Source organism: Escherichia albertii NBRC 107761 = DSM 17582 (assembly GCF_000759775.1).
In the GTDB taxonomy this organism is placed as follows: Bacteria; Pseudomonadota; Gammaproteobacteria; order Enterobacterales; family Enterobacteriaceae; genus Escherichia; species Escherichia albertii.
Genome location: NZ_BBMY01000104.1, coordinates 1 through 18378, shown reverse-complemented (window position 1 = coordinate 18378; position 18378 = coordinate 1). Strand labels below are relative to the sequence as shown.

The window sequence follows — 18378 nt, the reverse complement described above, 5'->3', positions numbered from 1 at the left end:
TATGTTTTTTCTCCGCTCCCCCGCCATTTTTCGAAACCGAGATACCATAAAATTTGCTGTTCTGGCGTAAGTGGTACTGAACAAACTTCCCAACTGGCTTTTTCCATCGGCGGCAGGTCGCTAAACAATGTCTGCTCTGATGCCTGCTGTTGAGCTATTTGCTGGAAACGGGTGACAAGGTAAGTGCGGGTCATTGTTTTTGTTATCTCCGGGGTGATATCGGAAATAGCCGCTACAGGAATTACAGGTAAATCAAATATTGGTATTGCAGTCTTTTTCTTATTGAGTATCCACGGAGGAGCGACGAGTAGTTGCGGCAACATATTCGCGGTTGCATATTCACATTCTTCTGTCACTGTTTGCGGACGGCATTCAGCTAAGATAGCCGCTGCTTTGATGTTAACCCACGGAATAACATTATTTACTAATTCTGGTGTGGCGATAATCAATTTAACCAGCGCCCTACGCCACTCTGCGTTTTCATGAGTTGCCAGTAATATAGCGTAAGCCGCAATAGCTGCTGCGGGATGTTTTTGACAGGCTTTGCTTAAGTATTCCAGATGCTTTTTCTTGCCATTTATACCGAGGATTAGAATTTGAATTGCGTTCGGGTGATTCGTTTTCCAGAGCCATTTGACTAGATGTTCGGTCTCGCTGATGCGACCCAAAAGATGTGTGGGATTGTCAGGATGGTCTTCCGTTAACTCAAGAAGTATCCGGCTTATACCGCACACTCCATGATTTGCCAGCAACGTTGCCAGATAAGCGCGAAAATCACGGTGTAATGGCGGAAAGTTATATTTTTCCAGTGCCGCCAGGGCAGCGTTATCCGTTACCACCAGTCTTAACCAGGTCATCGCCGGGATGTTTTCATCTGCGTAACGTAGCGCCATGGTATTCGCGACATCCGAGCGTTCAGGAATAAGCAGTACTGCAAAAGGTTGCCGCGCCGGGGACAATGTGGGAATGGCAGCGAGCACTTTATCTACGCAGTGCAGCCACTCTTCTTGTGGTGCGAGTGAGAGATGGTGGCATAAACGCTGATGCCAGTCCGGTAGCGATTCTGCTTCCCGATTGGGAGGTATTTCTGTCGTGACGGTCGCTTTCACGGTTTTAAATTTAAGGTGAAGAGCGAGGAGGGCGATTTCAATGGTGGTTTCCAGTCCACAGCGAATGACTAAGTCATCGACCAGTTCATCCGCAGAGTAAGAGTTCCAGAAACTCCAGAGCAATGCAGCATCAGATTGCACGCTTCCTGTCTGTTGATTACCCAGAATTCGCCTTTGTAACTCGGCAAACGCTGGCTGCCAGTTTTCAGGATAAGAATTGTAATTATTGTTGGGGGTATACGCTTTAGTGTTATTGGCAATACGCTTCCATATTTCGCCCTCTTTGCGCAGATAATTAATTTCTCTTGGTCTGCGGCGATGAGGAAAAGCAAATTGATTAATATCGTCAGTGACTGGAATGACCGCATCATCCGCCAGCCAGGGGCGTTTGTTTTTATTTACAACAGACGTTTTGACTTCAGAAGGGAGACTTTCTTTTATGAGTGGCGTGAGAGTCACATGTGCCGAATCATCATCCACATATCCCTTCTTCACTTTCTCCGCAATCAGCTTCAGCTCTGCTTTTTCCGCCGTCGCAGCATCCGCAAAGCTTTTTACCTGGCTTTGCCCGTTGGTACCGACTTTACCCCAACTAATATGCAATTCGTTGCCTTGCTGCTCCACCGCCCAGAATTTATGTGATTTTTCGTCCTGGTAAATAAAACGCTTCATTTGCACTCCCTGTGTTTTTATCCAGTTTTCAGGGGATGCTAGCAGCTAATGACGTAAATAAAGAGCGCAGAAAATGCAGGAAAACAACTTTAGGAATTTATAAAGAAAAGGCGCTGTTGATGCAGCGCCTTAAAGGGAGATTATTTTACCTGATGGCCTGGTTTAGCTCCGGCATCCGGGCTTAACAGGAAGATATCTTTCCCGCCAGGGCCAGCAGCCATCACCATGCCTTCGGAGATACCAAAGCGCATCTTACGCGGTGCCAGGTTAGCCACCATAATGGTGTGGCGACCAATCAGCGCCTGTGGATCCGGGTAAGCGGAACGAATGCCGGAGAAGACATTACGTTTTTCGCCGCCGAGATCCAGCGTCAGACGCAGAAGTTTGTCAGAACCTTCAACAAACTCCGCGTTTTCAATCAGCGCCACACGCAGGTCAACTTTGGCGAAGTCGTCAAAGGTGATGGTTTCCTGAATCGGATCGTCTGCCAGCGGGCCAGTTACCGGTGCGGCAGCGGCTTTGACTTCTTCTTTAGATGCTTCCACCAGTGCTTCAACCTGCTTCATATCGATGCGGTTATACAGCGCTTTGAACGGATTCACTTTGTGGCCCAGCAGCGGTTGCTGGATACCATCCCAGGTCAGTTCCGTATTGAGGAATGCTTCCGCGCGCTCAGTCAGGTTTGGCAGCACCGGCTTCAGATAAGTCATCAGTACGCGGAACAGGTTAATGCCCATTGAGCAAATCGCCTGCAGGTCGGCATCGCGGCCTTCCTGTTTCGCCACAACCCACGGAGCCTGCTCGTCGACATAGCGGTTAGCCAGGTCGGCCAGCGCCATGATTTCACGGATCGCTTTACCAAATTCGCGGCTTTCCCACGCTTCGCCAATCACTTCGGCAGCATCAGTGAAGGTTTTGTATAGTTGTGGGTCAGCCAGTTCGCCTGCCAGCACGCCGTCAAAACGCTTGTTGATAAAACCAGCACAGCGTGACGCCAGGTTCACCACTTTGTTAACGATATCTGCATTCACGCGCTGAACGAAATCTTCCAGATTCAGGTCGATATCATCGATGCGCGAAGAGAGTTTCGCGGTGTAGTAGTAGCGCAGGCTGTCGGCGTCAAAGTGATTCAGCCAGGTGCTGGCTTTAATAAAGGTGCCGCGAGACTTGGACATCTTCGCGCCGTTCACCGTCACATAGCCGTGAACAAACAAGTTGGTCGGTTTGCGGAAGTTGCTGCCTTCCAGCATGGCAGGCCAGAACAGGCTGTGGAAGTAAACGATATCTTTGCCGATGAAGTGATACAGCTCGGCGGTGGAATCTTTCTTCCAGTATTCATCGAAACTGGTGGTATCGCCGCGCTTGTCGCACAGATTCTTGAAGGAACCCATATAGCCAATCGGCGCGTCCAGCCAGACGTAGAAATATTTGCCCGGTGCGTTAGGAATTTCAAAACCGAAGTAAGGCGCGTCGCGGGAAATGTCCCACTGCTGCAGGCCGGATTCAAACCACTCCTGCATTTTGTTTGCCACCTGCTCCTGCAATGCGCCGCTGCGGGTCCATGCCTGCAACATTTCGCTGAAAGAGGGCAGATCAAAGAAGAAGTGTTCGGAATCACGCATTACCGGTGTAGCGCCAGAAACCACTGATTTCGGCTCGATCAGTTCCGTCGGGCTGTAAGTCGCGCCACAGACTTCACAGTTATCGCCGTATTGATCCGGTGCTTTACATTTTGGACAGGTGCCTTTCACAAAACGATCCGGCAGAAACATGCCTTTTTCCGGGTCGTACAACTGAGAGATGGTGCGGTTTTTAATAAAACCATTCTCTTTCAGGCGAGTATAAATAAGCTCCGACAACTGGCGGTTCTCTTCGCTGTGCGTTGAGTGATAGTTGTCATAGCTGATATTAAAGCCTGCAAAATCAGTCTGATGTTCCTGACTCATTTCGCCAATCATCTGCTCCGGGGTGATACCGAGTTGCTGTGCTTTCAGCATGATCGGCGTACCGTGGGCATCGTCGGCACAGATGAAGTTGACCTCGTGGCCGCGCATTCGCTGGTAACGGACCCAGACATCAGCCTGGATGTGCTCCAGCATATGGCCGAGGTGGATTGAGCCGTTGGCGTACGGTAGTGCGCACGTTACCAGAATTTTCTTCGCGACTTGAGTCATAGTAGGCATTACTTCTTTGTAGTGAAAAGGGGTTAGATAGTACCAAATGGGAAAATGTTAAGTAAGTACTTATCCATTTTCTTCAGGTAAACTATCTGTTGATGGTTTATCTATATAAAAAAGGAGTCGGGATGAACGAACAATCCCAGGCCAAATCACCAGAAGCCCTGAGCGCAATGGTCGCCGGGATACTGGCCAATTTTCAGCACCCAACCCTGAAGCATAACCTCACCACGCTGAAAGCGTTGCATCATGTCGCCTGGATGGACGACACACTGCATGTGGAACTGGTTATGCCATTTGTCTGGCATAGCGCGTTTGAAGAGTTAAAAGAGCAATGTAGCCCTGACTTACTGCGCATTACTGGAGCGAAAGCTATCGACTGGAAACTGTCGCATAACATCGCCACCCTGAAGCGGGTGAAAAACCAGCCAGGTATTAATGGCGTGAAGAATATTATTGCGGTCAGTTCCGGTAAAGGCGGTGTGGGTAAATCCTCCACGGCGGTAAATCTGGCGCTGGCGTTGGCGGCGGAAGGGGCGAAAGTCGGCATTCTGGACGCAGACATCTATGGTCCGTCGATCCCAACCATGCTGGGCGCGGAAAATCAGCGACCAACCTCGCCAGATGGCACCCACATGGCGCCGATTATGTCGCACGGTCTGGCAACCAATTCAATTGGTTATCTGGTGACTGACGACAACGCGATGGTGTGGCGTGGCCCGATGGCCAGCAAGGCGCTGATGCAAATGTTACAAGAAACGTTGTGGCCGGATTTGGACTATCTGGTGCTCGATATGCCGCCAGGCACCGGCGACATTCAATTAACGCTGGCGCAAAACATTCCAGTAACTGGTGCAGTGGTGGTAACTACGCCGCAGGACATCGCGCTGATTGATGCGAAAAAAGGCATTGTGATGTTCGAGAAGGTCGAAGTCCCGGTGCTCGGTATTGTTGAGAACATGAGCGTGCATATTTGCAGTCACTGCGGTCATCACGAACCCATTTTTGGTACTGGCGGCGCAGAGAAACTTGCGGAAAAATACCATACGCAACTGCTGGGGCAAATGCCGTTACATATCAGTCTGCGTGAAGATCTCGACAAAGGCACGCCGACGGTTATCAGCCGCCCGGAAAGCGAGTTTACCGCTATCTACCGTCAGTTGGCTGACCGTGTGGCAGCACAGCTTTACTGGCAAGGGGAAGTCATTCCTGGCGAGATCTCCTTCCGCGCGGTCTGACGTGTACTGACCTTGCGGGTCGTTCTTGATTCACCGCAGCAATGCTAAATTGATGCGGTGAATCTATTTTGCAGTTTTAATAACCACTTATTTAGTGCTGCGAATATTCTGCGGACTTTCGTCCGAAACTGCGCAAAGTCGATTGATCGCGCAGGCTATGCCTCTTTATTATCCTTCGTGGCTGTGTAGCGGATGTACAGCTATAGTTTGTTATGCACTCAATCTACCCGGCATAACCTTTGCTACAGGGATAACGTTCAATGAATAAGTATTGGCTGTCAGGAATTATTTTTCTCGCCTATGGATTAGCATTACCCGCGTTCTCTTCTGACACTGCAACTTTAACCATTAATGGCAGAATTAGCCCTCCAACGTGCAGTATGGATATTGTTAATAACCATCCTCAGCAACGTTGCGGTCAGGCATCACAAAACGTCGATACTCGCTATCGCGTTTCCTCTCCAGCGAAAGGCGTTACGACAGAACTGGTTAAAGCGGGAAACGATAACACGCGGCAAATCGTGTTAAATCGCTACGATTGATTTTGCAACACTGTTGTAACCGTATTTAGCAAGCCGGATTCATTTTCATGAATGATTCCGGTTTTTTTATTTATTCTACAAATGTTATTTACAACAATTTACGGTAATTGATAAGTTTAAAAAATGTTTCTATCAATGAATCATATGCTGCATTTATATTGCACAGGTTAAATTGTCATAGGTCAATAAAACAATGTATTTACATTGCGGCAACTTTTTTGATGTGAGAAATTTGTTTCCAAGAGATACAGACTCTTAACAAAACAAAATAAACTTATTAAGGAACATATTATGAAACGTTCAATTATTGCTGTCGCGATCTTGTCCTCTGTATTTATGGGGGGTGGTGCATTTGCTGCCGAAGTCGATACTGGGACTTTAACCATTAAAGGTAATATAGCCGAGTCCCCGTGTACATTCGTAGCTGGCGGCGATTCAGTCAGTATTAATATGCCGACTGTACCAACTACTGTATTTGATGGAAAAGCGAAATACTCAACTTATGATGATGCAGTCGGTGTTACCAGCAGTATGTTGAAAATTACATGTCCGAAAAATATTGATGGTGTAAAACTTTCGTTGATCACCAACGATAAAATTATCGGTAATGATAAGGCAATATCCAGTAGTAATGACACCGTAGGATACTATCTCTATCTGGGCGATAGCAATGACGTACTGGATATTTCTGCACCATTTAATATTGAAAGTTATAAAACTACTGACGGGCAATATGCCATACCGTTTAAGGCTAAATATCTGAAACTGACCGACAGCAGTGTTGCATCTGGTACTGTTAACTCTTCACTGGTTATGCGTGTTGCTCAGGATTAAATCTTTACAATAACTATCATGCGTTTTTCTCCAGAAATAAAATTGACCGCCATATTCCTGGCGGTCAATATGAATACAAGAGGCATTAAGATGAAAGGATTATTACCTTTACTCATCTCTTCTATGATTCTTCCTGCACATGCTGGAATTGTTATCTACGGGACGCGTATTATTTATCCGGCAGAAAATAAAGAAGTCATGGTACAGTTGATGAATCAGGGAAGTCGTTCTTCGTTGGTGCAGGCGTGGATTGATGATGGTGACACTTCTTTACCACCTGAAAAAATTCGGGTTCCTTTTATGTTAACACCGCCAGTAGCGAAAGTCGGGGCTAACTCCGGGCAGCAAATAAAAATTAGAATTATGCCTAATAGATTACCAACGAATAAGGAAAGTATTTTTTATCTGAACATCCTGGATATTCCGCCTAACAGTCCAGAAGATGAAGGGAAAAAAGCATTAAAATTTGCCATGCAAAACAGAATCAAATTGTTTTATCGACCAGTTGGTGTTGCTTCGGTAAATAAGGAAATCTTTAAAAAATTACGGGTGAATAATAGCAGCAATGGTTTGGTTATAAAAAATAGCTCAGCAAACTGGGTAACAATTTCTGATGTAAAAGCTAACAACGTCAAAGTGAATTATGAAACAATTATGATTGCACCACAGGAAAGTCAGAGAGTCGATGTAAAAAATCATAATGCGAATAGTTGGCAACTGACCATTATTGATGATCACGGCAACTATATCAGCGAAAAACTTTAACTTCAGGATCTGCTTATGTTGAGAATGACCCCACTTGCATCAGCAATAGTCGTGTTATTACTCGGCATTGAAGCGCATGCAACTGAAGAAACTTTTGATACTCATTTTATGATGGGTAATATGAAAGGCGAGCAGGCAACAATATTACGTCTGGATGATAATCAACCTTTACCCGGCCAGTACGATATCGATATTTATGTTAATAAACAATGGCGCGGAAAGTATGAAATTATCGTGAAAGACAATCAGGATGAAACGTGTTTATCGCGTGAAATAGTCAAACGATTAGGCATAAATACCGACAATTTTGCCAATGACCAGGAGTGTTTAACATTTAAACAACTTGTTCAGGGCGGGAGCTATGCCTGGGACATCGGTATTTTTCGTTTGGATCTTACCGTCCCGCAAGCCTGGGTCGATGAACTGGAAAGTGGTTATGTTCCACCAGAAAATTGGGAACGGGGAATTAATGCTTTTTATACATCTTATTACGTAAGTCAGTATTACAGCGACTATAAAGCCTCAGGCAATAGTAAGAGCACCTATGTTCGTTTCAACAGTGGGTTAAATTTAGTGGGGTGGCAACTGCATTCTGATGCCAGTTTTGGCAAAACAGATAACAATCCTGGGGAGTGGAAAAGTAACACGCTGTATCTGGAACGTGGATTTGCTCAAATTCTCGGTACTCTGCGCATTGGTGATATGTATACGTCAGCCGATATCTTTGATTCTGTTCGCTTTCGCGGGGTACGACTGTTTCGTGATATGCAGATGTTGCCTAACTCTAAGCAAAATTTTACTCCCCGCGTGCAGGGAATCGCCCAGAGTAACGCGCTGGTAACAATTGAACAGAATGGTTTTGTTGTTTATCAGAAAGAAGTTCCACCGGGTCCATTTTCGATTACTGATTTGCAATTGGCGGGAGGCGGTGCGGATCTTGATGTCAGTGTCAAGGAAGCCGATGGTTCTGTAACGACTTATCTGGTGCCTTATGCGGCAGTACCTAATATGTTGCAACCTGGCGTATCGAAATATGATTTTGCGGCGGGCCGTAGCCATATTGAAGGGGCGAGCAAGCAAAGTGATTTTGTCCAGGTGGGTTATCAGTATGGTTTTAATAATTTATTGACGCTGTATGGTGGCACGATGGTTGCCAATAATTATTATGCGTTTACCCTGGGAACTGGCTGGAACACGCGCATTGGTGCCATTTCAGTTGACGCTACTAAATCGCACAGTAAGCAAGATAATGGTGATGTGTTTGATGGACAAAGTTATCAGATTGCGTATAACAAATTTTTGAGTCAAACGTCGACACGTTTTGGCCTGGCAGCCTGGCGTTATTCATCGCGTGATTACCGAACATTTAACGATTATGTCTGGGCAAATAATAAAGATAGCTACCGCCGGGATAAAAACGATGTCTATGATATTGCCGATTATTACCAGAATGATTTTGGTCGTAAAAATAGCTTATCCGCTAATATGAGTCAGTCATTACCAGAAAACTGGGGAACTGTGTCATTAAGTACTTTATGGCGGGATTACTGGGGGCGCAGCGGCAGTAGTAAAGATTATCAGTTGAGTTACTCCAATAACTGGCGGCGAATAAGCTATACCCTTGCAGCAAGCCAGACATATGACGAGGATCATCGGGAAGAAAAGCGCTTTAATATCTTTATATCGATCCCCTTTGACTGGGGCAATGAGGTTACGACGACAGGGCGACAAATATATATATCTAACTCAACAACTTTTAATGATCAGGGATTAGCCTCGAACAATGCCGGATTATCGGGGACCGTTGGGAGCCGCGATCAATTTAATTATGGTGTAAACCTGAGCCATCAACGTCAGGAGAATGAAACGACAGCAGGGGCGAATTTAACCTGGAACGCGCCGGTCGCGACAGTGAATGGCAGTTATAGTCAGTCGAATACTTATCAGCAGGCAGGGGCCAGCATTTCAGGGGGCGTGGTCGCCTGGTCTGGTGGTATTAATTTGGCAAACCGTCTTTCGGAAACTTTTGCTGTGATGCATGCGCCAGGAATTAAAGACGCTTATGTTAATGGTCAAAAATATCGTACAACGAATCGCAATGGTGTGGTGGTTTATGACGGTATGACGTCTTATCGGGAAAATCATTTAATGCTGGATGTGTCCCAAAGCGATAGCGAAACCGAATTACGCGGTAACCGTAAAATTGCCGCACCTTATCGTGGCGCGATCGTTTTGGTTGGCTTTGATACCGATCAGCGTAAACCCTGGTATATAAAAGCGTTGAGAGCTGATGGGCAACCGTTAACATTTGGCTATGAAGTGAATGATAATCACGGACATAATATTGGCGTCGTCGGTCAGGGAAGTCAGCTGTTTATTCGCACCAATGAAGTCCCTCCATCGGTTAATGTGGCAATTGATAAGCAACAAGGGCTTTCATGCACAATCACCTTCGGTAAAGAGATTGATGAAAGTAGAAATTATATTTGCCAGTAATAGTCAGGTGATTCTATGAAAATTCATATAGTGCTATTGATATTCACAATGATGGTTATCCCCGGGAGCTATGCGGCATGTTATGGAGAGTTATCAGCGCAGCATAATCTGGTTGTTCAGGGAGATTTTGCTCTTACTCAAACGCAAACAGCGACATATGAACATAACTTTAATGATTCATCATGCGTGAGTACGAATACTATCACTCCTATGAGCCCGTCGGATATTGTTGTTGGACTGTATAATGATACCGTTAAATTAAATTTACATTTTGAATGGACCAATAAAAACAACATTACATTGTCAAATAACCAGACCAGTTTCACCAGTGGTTATTCGGTAACGGTGACATCCGCGGCCAGTAACGCGAAGGTGAATATTTCCGCAGGAGGTGGTGGTTCAGTGATGATCAATGGTGTTGCGACATTATCCAGCGCTTCATCAACAACGCGTGGAAGTGCTGCAATGCAATTTTTACTGTGTTTGTTGGGCGGAAAGTCGTGGGATACATGTGTGAATAGCTATAGAAATGCATTGGCGCAAAATGCAGGTGTCTATTCATTTAACCTGACATTGTCATACAACCCGATAACAACGACGTGTAAACCCGATGATTTATTAATTACTTTAAAGAGTATTCCTGTTTCACAATTGCCTGCAGCGGGTAATAAAACAACGCTTAACAGCAATACTGGAGATATTATTCTGCGATGTAAAAATTTATTAGGTCAACAGAATCAAACATCACGAAAAATGCAAGTGTATCTATCAAGCTCTGAGCTGTTGCCCGGCAGTAATACGATCCTGAAAGGCTCAGATGATAATGGTGTCGGATTTATCCTGGAAAGTAATGGTTCACCTGTGACTCTTTTAAATATCAGTGATAGCAGCAAAGGATACACTAATTTAAAAGAAATTGCGGCGAAGTCGAAAATTACGGATGCTACGATCTCAATTCCGGTGACTGCCAGTTACTATGTCTATGATAAAAATAAAGTTAAATCAGGTGCAATTGAGGCTACCGCCCTGATCAACGTGAAATACGACTAATAACAAGTAAGACGGGCAAGTGGCTAATAATAAAAAATAATAAGGTGTCTGCATTTCCCCCCTCTCTCCGAGGGGGTTTTTTTAGCGGTGATAAAAAATCTCACCGTCGTAGGCTTTAATGATTTTTCCGTCGCTATCGTTGATCAGCACATATGCACCGCCCATATAGGTCCAGTGCGTTCCCACATCGGGCGCAGGCAGGTTACGCAACTGCCACTGCTTAATGTTGTACTCATCGGTGCGGTACATCTCTGGTACAGTATCGCCGGGTTTGAAATGCTTGAAGTCAGCAATGAAACTGCTTAACTCATACTTTGAAATTCCCGAGGTATTAGTCGAACCCTCGGTGGCTGGTGCGGCCCAGGCTGCACTGGTGACCAGCAAAAGCGCTCCCAGCAACATCTTATTTCTTATGGTCATATACTCTCCACTTTGGGGATCAGTAAAATCAGTTGAATATCTTTCCCGCCATACAATATAACTGACAAGCGATATTTTGTTAGTGATCCCGTGATTTCGTAAAAAGTGTAAATGAAAGGATGCCGTAAAAGCATCCTCATTGCGCGGGAAGTAAGCGGAAATAGCTGATTTAAGAATCATCCTGGGTCACAGCAGTACTGAAGCCCTGAGAATTGTTTTATCTCATAATACCGATGAAACCATGCACGCCCATATACAACCCAACTAAACCAATCAACAAGCTGGAAAAGTAGGGGGCTCTTTTAGCAAGAGTGTTAAATCCATTCCAGCGTTTAGCGACCTGTTGAACACTGATTGCCGCACCAACGCCCACTGTGACCAGCGTTAATGCCAGGCCGATACTAAAACTGACGACCAGAGTTGCCCCCAGCGTCAGGGCTTTTAGTTGAATACAAATCAGCAGAACGGTAATCGCCGCAGGGCAGGGAATCAGCCCGCCCGTTAAGCCAAACAACAGTATTTGCCAGTTAGTCACCTCTCTGCCATCAAAGCGCCGTTTAATGTCATTGGCATGTGCTCGCGCGTGGGCATCCTGATATTCGCCATGCTCGTGATGGTGATGATGTTCGTGGTCGTGGTGATGTTCGTGATCGTGATGATGCTCATGATCATGCTCGTGCATATTCTCAAGCCAGTTTCGCTCGCCGCGCCAGGTACGCCAGAACATCCAGAAAGCGGTACCAAGAATGATCACCGCGGAAATTAATTGCAGCCATGGTTCAGCCGATTGCGCAGTAAAGCGTTTGCTGATCGTCATTCCGCCAAAGGCTATCAGCCAAACCACCGCGGTGTGCGAAATGGTCGCTGTCAGTCCAAGCATCACTGCCTGTTTAATGGTGCCTTTAATAGCGATGATAAATGCTGCCATCATCGTTTTTGAGTGCCCCGGTTCCAGGCCATGAAGCGCACCGAGTAAGATGGCGCTGGGGATGAAGAACCAGGCGTTTCCTTGCTGAAGAAGTGTTGTAAAGTTGGTCATGATAATAATTCTTAATATTAAATTGGCGTAGAGATTCTACTCCCCCCCAGTACATGATACTACCCCCCAGTAGATTAATAGTGCTATGATTTTTCTCTATCTTGTTAAGAAGGTCTGCTCATGTCTCATACCATCCGGGATAAACAAAAACTGAAAGCGCGCGCCAGTAAGATTCAGGGGCAGGTCGTTGCGCTCAAGAAAATGCTCGACGAACCGCATGAGTGCGCCGCCGTCCTGCAACAAATCGCCGCCATTCGTGGCGCGGTAAATGGTTTGATGCGGGAAGTGATTAAAGGTCATCTGACAGAACACATTGTGCACCAGAGCGATGAACTAAAGCGGGAAGAAGATCTGGACGTTGTTCTGAAGGTGCTGGATTCTTATATCAAATAATGTCACAACGCTGTTGTAAGACTGGCTGTTTTCCTCGTTTACAACATGTGCGCTGGACATTACCATCCTCTACTGCGATTTATTATCGTAACCAAACGACTCGGGGTGCCCTTCTGCGTGAAGGCTGAGAAATACCCGTATCACCTGATCTGGATAATGCCAGCGTAGGGAAGTCACGGACCGCCAGGTCATTGCTTCTTCACGTTATGGCAGGAGCAAACTATGCAAATCGACCTGCTAAGTCCGACGCAATCTGCGCACGCTTTACACCTGTTTCAACAACATTCCCCCCTTGTACACTGCATGACCAATGATGTGGTGCAAACGTTCACCGCCAATACATTGCTGGCGTTGGGCGCATCGCCAGCCATGGTGATTGAAACGGAAGAGGCCAGTCAATTTGCGTCCATTGCCAATGCCTTGTTGATTAACGTCGGCACGTTGACACAGCCACGTGCGAAAGCGATGCGTGCAGCCGTCGAACAGGCGCATATCGCACAAACCCCCTGGACGCTTGATCCCGTTGCGGTTGGCGCGCTCGACTATCGCCGCCGTTTTTGTCGTGAACTTTTATCGTTAAAACCTGCTGCAATACGAGGAAATGCGTCGGAAATCATTGCATTAGCGGGAGCTTCACGAGGTGGACGCGGTGTGGATACTACTGACGCCGCAGCAGATGCGTTGCCTGCCGCACAATCCCTGGCGCAAGAATCTGGTGCAGTAGTCGCGGTCACAGGCGAGGTGGATTATGTTACTGATGGCTGCCGTACTGTTGGCATTCACGGTGGCAGTCCGCTAATGACCAAAGTGGTCGGAACTGGTTGCGCATTATCGGCAGTGGTCGCTGCCAGTTGTGCATTACCGGGCGATACACTGGAAAACGTCGCATCTGCCTGTCACTGGATGAAACAAGCCGGAGAACGCGCTGTTGCCAGAAGTGAAGGGCCGGGCAGTTTTATTGCACATTTTCTTGATGCGCTCTGGCAGTTGACACCGGAGGTGAAGGCATGAAACGGATTAACGCTCTGACGATTGCAGGCACCGACCCGAGCGGCGGTGCGGGAATTCAGGCCGATCTAAAAACCTTCTCCGCGCTTGGTGCATACGGTTGTTCGGTGATGACCGCGCTGGTGGCGCAAAATACCCGTGGCGTACAGTCGGTGTATCGTATAGAACCTGATTTTGTTGCCGCCCAACTCGATTCCGTGCTCAGCGATGTTCGTATTGATACCACTAAAATCGGCATGCTGGCAGAAGCTGATATTGTTGAAGCCGTGGCGGAACGGCTGCAACGTTATCAGATCGAAAACGTAGTACTGGATACTGTCATGCTGGCAAAAAGCGGCGATCCGCTACTTTCACCTTCGGCGGTTGCCACTCTTCGCAGTCGATTATTGCCGCAAGTTTCATTGATAACTCCAAACCTGCCGGAAGCAGCGACCTTGCTTGATGCTCCACACGCTCGTAATGAACAGGAAATGCTGGAGCAGGGGCGCGCCTTATTGGCGATGGGGTGCGGTGCGGTACTGATGAAAGGTGGGCATCTGGATGATGAACAAAGCCCGGACTGGCTGTTTACCCGCGACGGCGAACAACGTTTTACCGCGCCGCGCATTATGACTAAAAACACGCATGGCACAGGTTGTACGCTCTCGGCGGCGTTGGCGGCGCTACGTCCGCGGCATAAAAACTGGGCCGATACTGTTCAGGAAGCCAAAAGCTGGTTGTCAGCGGCGTTAGCTCAGGCCGACACGCTGGAAGTCGGTCATGGGATTGGTCCGGTTCACCACTTCCACGCCTGGTGGTGACCGCCGTACTATAGCTGCTTTGGTTATTGTCAGCCTTTTTGCGCTGAAATTCAGGGATGAAACCAATGCAGCTAAAAATCGTCAGTCGCAAAAAATTCACCGTCTTGTTATGCGCTCTGGGGCTAATTTCCATCGTTGCGATTTATCCCCGCCAGACGGTGAATTTTTTCTATTCCACGGCAGTTCAGATTAAAGACTACATTCACTTTTATGGTTATCGTCCGGTCAAATCTTTTGCTATTCGCATTCCTGCCAGTTACACCATTCATGGCATAGATGTTTCACGCTGGCAGGAGCGGATAGACTGGCAGCGTGTGGCAAAAATGCGCGACAACGGTATCCGCCTACAGTTTGCTTTTATTAAAGCGACGGAAGGCGAGAAACTGGTCGATCCGTATTTCTCACGTAACTGGCTGCAAAGTCGTAAAAATGGTCTGCTACGTGGGGCATATCACTATTTTTCCCCATCGGTAGCGGCTCCAGTTCAGGCGCGATTATTTCTGCAAACGGTAGATTTTAGTCCTGGCGATTTTCCCGCTGTGTTGGATGTAGAAGAACGAGGAAAATTATCAGCAAAAGAATTACGCAAACGGGTAAGTCAGTGGTTAAAGGTGGTTGAAAAAAACACTGGCAAAAAACCGATTATCTATTCCGGGTCTGTGTTTTATCAGGAAAATCTGGCGGGATATTTTAATGAGTATCCCTGGTGGATTGCTCACTATTATCAACGCCGTCCAGACAGTGGATCACGATTGTGGCGTTTCTGGCAGCATTCGGATCGCGGTCAGGTGGATGGTATCAATGGCGCGGTGGATTTTAACGTGTTTAATGGCTCGGCGGAGGAATTACAGGCTTTCGTGGAAGGTATTCTTAAGCAGTAAATCACAAAAATCAGAATTTCGGGGGCTGATATAACAGGTGATCAACCCGGTATCATGGGGAAAACTTCATGGAAGAGACTAGCCAATGATACCTGTCGAACTGATTCGCCAAAAAGATTATCCAGCCATTGTTGACTGGGCACTGGCATTAAAAGAAAAAGACCGTCTGGCTGTACTTAAGGCTCTACAAGAAACTGATTATCATCCACTGTTCTCTGGGGAAGATGCGCACGATGCGTTCTCGTTGAGTAAAGTGGTATGCGCACGTAACTATACAGAGCAAAAATTATTCCCTATCCACTGGCCCAAAAATCAAACCAAACTTCATGAATTGCTGGGTAGTAGCAATAGCTCAGTACACCATGCACTCCTCACTTATTTTAGTCATACTGTTCCTGATTATCTCGATAGTATAATTAAAGATTTATTGCTTGCTACATATACTTATCCAGATTTCCGTCTTATATGGAGTTTTTATCAACATGGGTGGATAAAATTCAATGAGGAATCATTTGTCAGTATATTATTTTATGCCGGTAGGTATATGCATAATCCCAGAGATGATATCGCCTGGTTGCGTGAAAACCCACAGGTAATAGAAAAGTTAATAATACCGTTCCCTCAATATGAGGTTCCAGTACTGTTGCGTAGTCACTTTTATCAGGCGGATAACTCACCTTACTGTGGGATCTTGACCGAATTTTGGGATGAAATGTTTAAGCAACTTATGGCTGAAAACCTTCTACCTCGCCAGTTAATTAAGGAGTTATTAGCTTCATTAACAAATAATTTTAAGAAAGCCCGTCTTGACTGGAATATTCGTCTGGTAAACATGTTTAACCCACAAGAAGATGAATGGATTGATAATCAGCAGTTATTATTTTCAGGGCTGAATGCCAGCAATAAATCAGTCGTCAATTTTGTTATTCAGACAATTCAAACATTATACACTCACCCTGAGTTCGACCATTCATCATTTATGCAGTGTTTTCCGGTAATTAGCGGGCGAGAAAAATGCGATAAATCATTATTAATAGCACTGGATATTGCCGAGACATTGGCAGAACGCTATCCCCAATATCGTACAACACTGGCGCAAAACGTGTCAGGAACCTTAATTCAGCGCACCGAAAAATTACAACTACGCACGGCTGAATTAATGTTGAAATACCAGTCAGCACAGGACGTTGCCGCGTTAACTGAGCCATGGTTGGGAGGCTTAAAGCACAGTGTACTGGCACTGTTACAATGTGATTCACCGCTGGATGAAAGTCATGTTATTCCAATGCTACAACATGAGCAGGTTATTGTTCCTGAAAACTGGGATGCGTTGTTGTTTCAAACTGGAAAAATGTTGGAAAATAAAGAAGCCCTGGATATTGAACTTTTTTATGCCGGGATTATTGCTCTGCAAAATGAACTTCCTGCTGGTTATAAAAAACAATTACAACCGTACTATAAAAAATTACATAAAAAGTATCTCGGATCATCAATACTCTATAGTCTGAGAGATTTTTTTCAGCAGTGGTTAAACGATGAATATGCATCAACGCCGGAGCGACATGAACGCCGCCTCCCGCATTTACAAAACCAGCTGGTGCTTTCGCGGCTGCGTGATAACTGCCACTTAACTTTACTGGCAACGCCAAGCCACACGCCGTTCTATGTTTCGCCGCGAATCCTGGTGGAGCGATTGTTGGCCCACGAACGCGAGAATTATCCGGTTGATGTTGATGATTTAATTATCGCCTGTAATCGTATTTTGCCAGGCGAGGTAACAGCAGAAGTGAAGCAACAGGCATTTATGTTAACCGGGAAATACGCCCAGGCGGTGCAATATTTGTTGCGGATTACTGATGATATATCGGCAACAAATGACGAGTTTTTACCACTCTGGACACAGATTACACGCACCCGAAATACAAACGGGGTATTTCCACAATATGAATCTATCGCCAAAGAGCAGGCGAGTTGGCCGGGTATCGCCCAACCATTCACCTGTACGTATCGCATATTAATTGATAAGAATGAATATAAAACCTGGTATAAACTGGCATTAAATAACCGAGTGCCTTATTACTGGGAGAGAAAGAGTCTTCCCCCTTATCCTGGTCATTATTATTATATGAGTCTCTGTCGTGATGAGTGTTGTCACTGGAAGGACGTATTGTATTATTTATCTTTGGTGCCAAATTATCCAGATTCTTGGTTAAATTTCTTTATTCCAGCTACGGCATCGGGAAACGAAGTTGATGGCTTTGAAGAATGTTTATATCCTCTACAATATTTGCTTGAAAACCAACTTCGTGTTCATCATGCAGGCTGGGTCTATATTGCAGTTTGTTTACTTTTTGAGAAAAAGATTAGCCGCGATTTGGCAGCTGAATATATACAATTGGCTATCCAGCATAACTTTGTAGACAGTCTCTATCTGTCTGAATGTATTGCTTACTTACTCATGTATAAGTATGCGCCGGTTAATAGATTTATTGAATATCTTGATAACCACAATGGTGATCCAGCAATACGAAGATTACAAAAGCAAATTCTGGAGAATTGCATCACACTGGCTGGTAAAAAAGATCTGCCTACTAATTATAAAAAAATTAATGGCTTATCTAAATGAATTTATTATACAAGGATGTGAAAGATGAACGATATTAAAGAACAATACAGTAATATTATTGAGTATGGAAATTCTGAACAGTTAATAGTTCTATTAAAAGGATTGAGTGAAAAGTCTCGAAAAGATTTAGCTCCGCTAATCAAGAAGGATATAAAAAGATTAACCGGTTACAAGGAAATATCACGGGATAGATGGAGGATTATTGGTAGTGAAATTCAGTTCAGAATGTTAGGTGTTGCAATATTATGTTGTTACAATAAAAAAGATTGTAATAACATAAAATCTATTGTGTTTAGAAATAACTATTATTTGGATGTGGCGCTGGGTG

16 protein-coding genes and 1 riboswitch are annotated in these 18378 nt (G+C 45.5%); of the genes, 12 read left to right on the top strand and 4 right to left on the bottom strand.

What is annotated here, in order from left to right; translation table 11 throughout:
• Both EA14781_RS16670 and metG read right to left on the bottom strand, forming a co-directional pair.
• Positions 1–1781 (bottom strand): WGR domain-containing protein (locus tag EA14781_RS16670; RefSeq protein ID WP_042335929.1); only part of this gene is annotated, 1781 nt, incomplete at its 3' end.
• 140 nt (positions 1782–1921) lie between these two features.
• Positions 1922–3955 carry a methionine--tRNA ligase gene (gene metG, locus EA14781_RS16665; protein WP_002461818.1) on the bottom strand — a complete coding sequence of 678 codons (2034 nt, stop codon included), beginning with the start codon at positions 3953–3955 and terminating at the stop codon, positions 1922–1924.
• A 131-nt stretch (positions 3956–4086) separates the two neighbouring features.
• Between metG and apbC the strand changes: the two genes are divergently transcribed.
• The 6 genes from apbC to EA14781_RS16635 all read left to right on the top strand — a co-directional run bounded on the left by apbC (position 4087) and on the right by EA14781_RS16635 (position 10883).
• The gene (gene apbC, locus EA14781_RS16660; RefSeq protein ID WP_001005464.1) at positions 4087–5196 is read left to right on the top strand and encodes an iron-sulfur cluster carrier protein ApbC; all 1110 of its coding nucleotides are present in this window, start codon (positions 4087–4089) and stop codon (positions 5194–5196) included.
• Between the two features lie 260 nt (positions 5197–5456).
• The gene (locus tag EA14781_RS16655) at positions 5457–5738 is read left to right on the top strand and encodes a DUF2574 family protein (RefSeq protein ID WP_001046485.1); all 282 of its coding nucleotides are present in this window, start codon (positions 5457–5459) and stop codon (positions 5736–5738) included.
• A gap of 291 nt (positions 5739–6029) precedes the next feature.
• Complete coding sequence (locus EA14781_RS16650; protein ID WP_000830486.1) at positions 6030–6572, top strand: fimbrial protein; 543 nt, start codon at positions 6030–6032, stop codon at positions 6570–6572.
• 90 nt (positions 6573–6662) lie between these two features.
• Positions 6663–7337: a fimbria/pilus periplasmic chaperone gene (locus EA14781_RS16645; protein WP_024164760.1), complete on the top strand. Its 675-nt coding sequence runs from the start codon at positions 6663–6665 to the stop codon at positions 7335–7337.
• A gap of 15 nt (positions 7338–7352) precedes the next feature.
• Complete coding sequence (locus tag EA14781_RS16640; protein ID WP_000945484.1) at positions 7353–9833, top strand: fimbrial biogenesis outer membrane usher protein; 2481 nt, start codon at positions 7353–7355, stop codon at positions 9831–9833.
• 15 nt (positions 9834–9848) lie between these two features.
• Entirely contained in the window at positions 9849–10883 is a 1035-nt protein-coding gene (locus EA14781_RS16635; protein WP_000690732.1) for a putative fimbrial-like adhesin protein, read from the top strand.
• Between the two features lie 81 nt (positions 10884–10964).
• On the opposite strand, the gene rcnB is transcribed toward EA14781_RS16635, so the two are convergent.
• Positions 10965–11303 carry a Ni(II)/Co(II) efflux transporter accessory subunit RcnB gene (gene rcnB, locus EA14781_RS16630; RefSeq protein WP_002461824.1) on the bottom strand — a complete coding sequence of 113 codons (339 nt, stop codon included), beginning with the start codon at positions 11301–11303 and terminating at the stop codon, positions 10965–10967.
• A 217-nt stretch (positions 11304–11520) separates the two neighbouring features.
• Positions 11521–12342 (bottom strand): nickel/cobalt efflux protein RcnA, encoded by an 822-nt coding sequence (gene rcnA / locus EA14781_RS16625; RefSeq protein ID WP_000181138.1) that lies wholly within the window; start codon positions 12340–12342, stop codon positions 11521–11523.
• Between the two features lie 120 nt (positions 12343–12462).
• On the opposite strand from rcnA, the gene rcnR reads away from it, so the two are divergent.
• The 6 genes from rcnR to EA14781_RS16595 all read left to right on the top strand — a co-directional run.
• On the top strand, positions 12463–12735 hold the full coding sequence (rcnR, locus tag EA14781_RS16620; protein WP_000019947.1) for a Ni(II)/Co(II)-binding transcriptional repressor RcnR: 273 nt from the start codon (positions 12463–12465) through the stop codon (positions 12733–12735).
• Positions 12736–12826: 91 nt separating this feature from the next.
• Positions 12827–12923, top strand: a riboswitch (TPP riboswitch).
• 34 nt (positions 12924–12957) lie between these two features.
• Positions 12958–13746 carry a hydroxyethylthiazole kinase gene (thiM, locus tag EA14781_RS16615; protein WP_001165318.1) on the top strand — a complete coding sequence of 263 codons (789 nt, stop codon included), beginning with the start codon at positions 12958–12960 and terminating at the stop codon, positions 13744–13746.
• A complete protein-coding gene (gene thiD / locus EA14781_RS16610; protein WP_000822299.1) occupies positions 13743–14543 on the top strand; it encodes a bifunctional hydroxymethylpyrimidine kinase/phosphomethylpyrimidine kinase in 801 nt (266 codons plus the stop codon). Before thiM ends, thiD begins: the two co-directional genes overlap by 4 nt.
• 65 nt (positions 14544–14608) lie before the next feature.
• Complete coding sequence (locus tag EA14781_RS16605; RefSeq protein ID WP_002461830.1) at positions 14609–15424, top strand: glycoside hydrolase family 25 protein; 816 nt, start codon at positions 14609–14611, stop codon at positions 15422–15424.
• 85 nt (positions 15425–15509) lie between these two features.
• Complete coding sequence (locus tag EA14781_RS16600) at positions 15510–18050, top strand: DUF6493 family protein (RefSeq protein WP_000613351.1); 2541 nt, start codon at positions 15510–15512, stop codon at positions 18048–18050.
• Between the two features lie 24 nt (positions 18051–18074).
• A partial coding sequence (locus EA14781_RS16595) for a DUF6493 family protein (RefSeq protein ID WP_042335927.1) occupies positions 18075–18378 on the top strand: 304 nt, incomplete at its 3' end.

What these genes read in the sequence shown, in the direction of transcription:
- rcnR (WP_000019947.1), top strand. Translation starts at nt 12,463, where the DNA reads ATGTCTCATACCATCCGGGATAAACAAAAACTGAAAGCGCGCGCCAGT.
- rcnB (WP_002461824.1), bottom strand. Translation starts at nt 11,303, where the DNA reads ATGACCATAAGAAATAAGATGTTGCTGGGAGCGCTTTTGCTGGTCACC.
- metG (WP_002461818.1), bottom strand. Translation starts at nt 3,955, where the DNA reads ATGACTCAAGTCGCGAAGAAAATTCTGGTAACGTGCGCACTACCGTAC.
- EA14781_RS16605 (WP_002461830.1), top strand. Translation starts at nt 14,609, where the DNA reads ATGCAGCTAAAAATCGTCAGTCGCAAAAAATTCACCGTCTTGTTATGC.
- apbC (WP_001005464.1), top strand. Translation starts at nt 4,087, where the DNA reads ATGAACGAACAATCCCAGGCCAAATCACCAGAAGCCCTGAGCGCAATG.
- EA14781_RS16655 (WP_001046485.1), top strand. Translation starts at nt 5,457, where the DNA reads ATGAATAAGTATTGGCTGTCAGGAATTATTTTTCTCGCCTATGGATTA.
- rcnA (WP_000181138.1), bottom strand. Translation starts at nt 12,342, where the DNA reads ATGACCAACTTTACAACACTTCTTCAGCAAGGAAACGCCTGGTTCTTC.
- EA14781_RS16645 (WP_024164760.1), top strand. Translation starts at nt 6,663, where the DNA reads ATGAAAGGATTATTACCTTTACTCATCTCTTCTATGATTCTTCCTGCA.
- EA14781_RS16635 (WP_000690732.1), top strand. Translation starts at nt 9,849, where the DNA reads ATGAAAATTCATATAGTGCTATTGATATTCACAATGATGGTTATCCCC.
- thiM (WP_001165318.1), top strand. Translation starts at nt 12,958, where the DNA reads ATGCAAATCGACCTGCTAAGTCCGACGCAATCTGCGCACGCTTTACAC.
- EA14781_RS16650 (WP_000830486.1), top strand. Translation starts at nt 6,030, where the DNA reads ATGAAACGTTCAATTATTGCTGTCGCGATCTTGTCCTCTGTATTTATG.
- EA14781_RS16640 (WP_000945484.1), top strand. Translation starts at nt 7,353, where the DNA reads ATGTTGAGAATGACCCCACTTGCATCAGCAATAGTCGTGTTATTACTC.
- EA14781_RS16600 (WP_000613351.1), top strand. Translation starts at nt 15,510, where the DNA reads ATGATACCTGTCGAACTGATTCGCCAAAAAGATTATCCAGCCATTGTT.
- thiD (WP_000822299.1), top strand. Translation starts at nt 13,743, where the DNA reads ATGAAACGGATTAACGCTCTGACGATTGCAGGCACCGACCCGAGCGGC.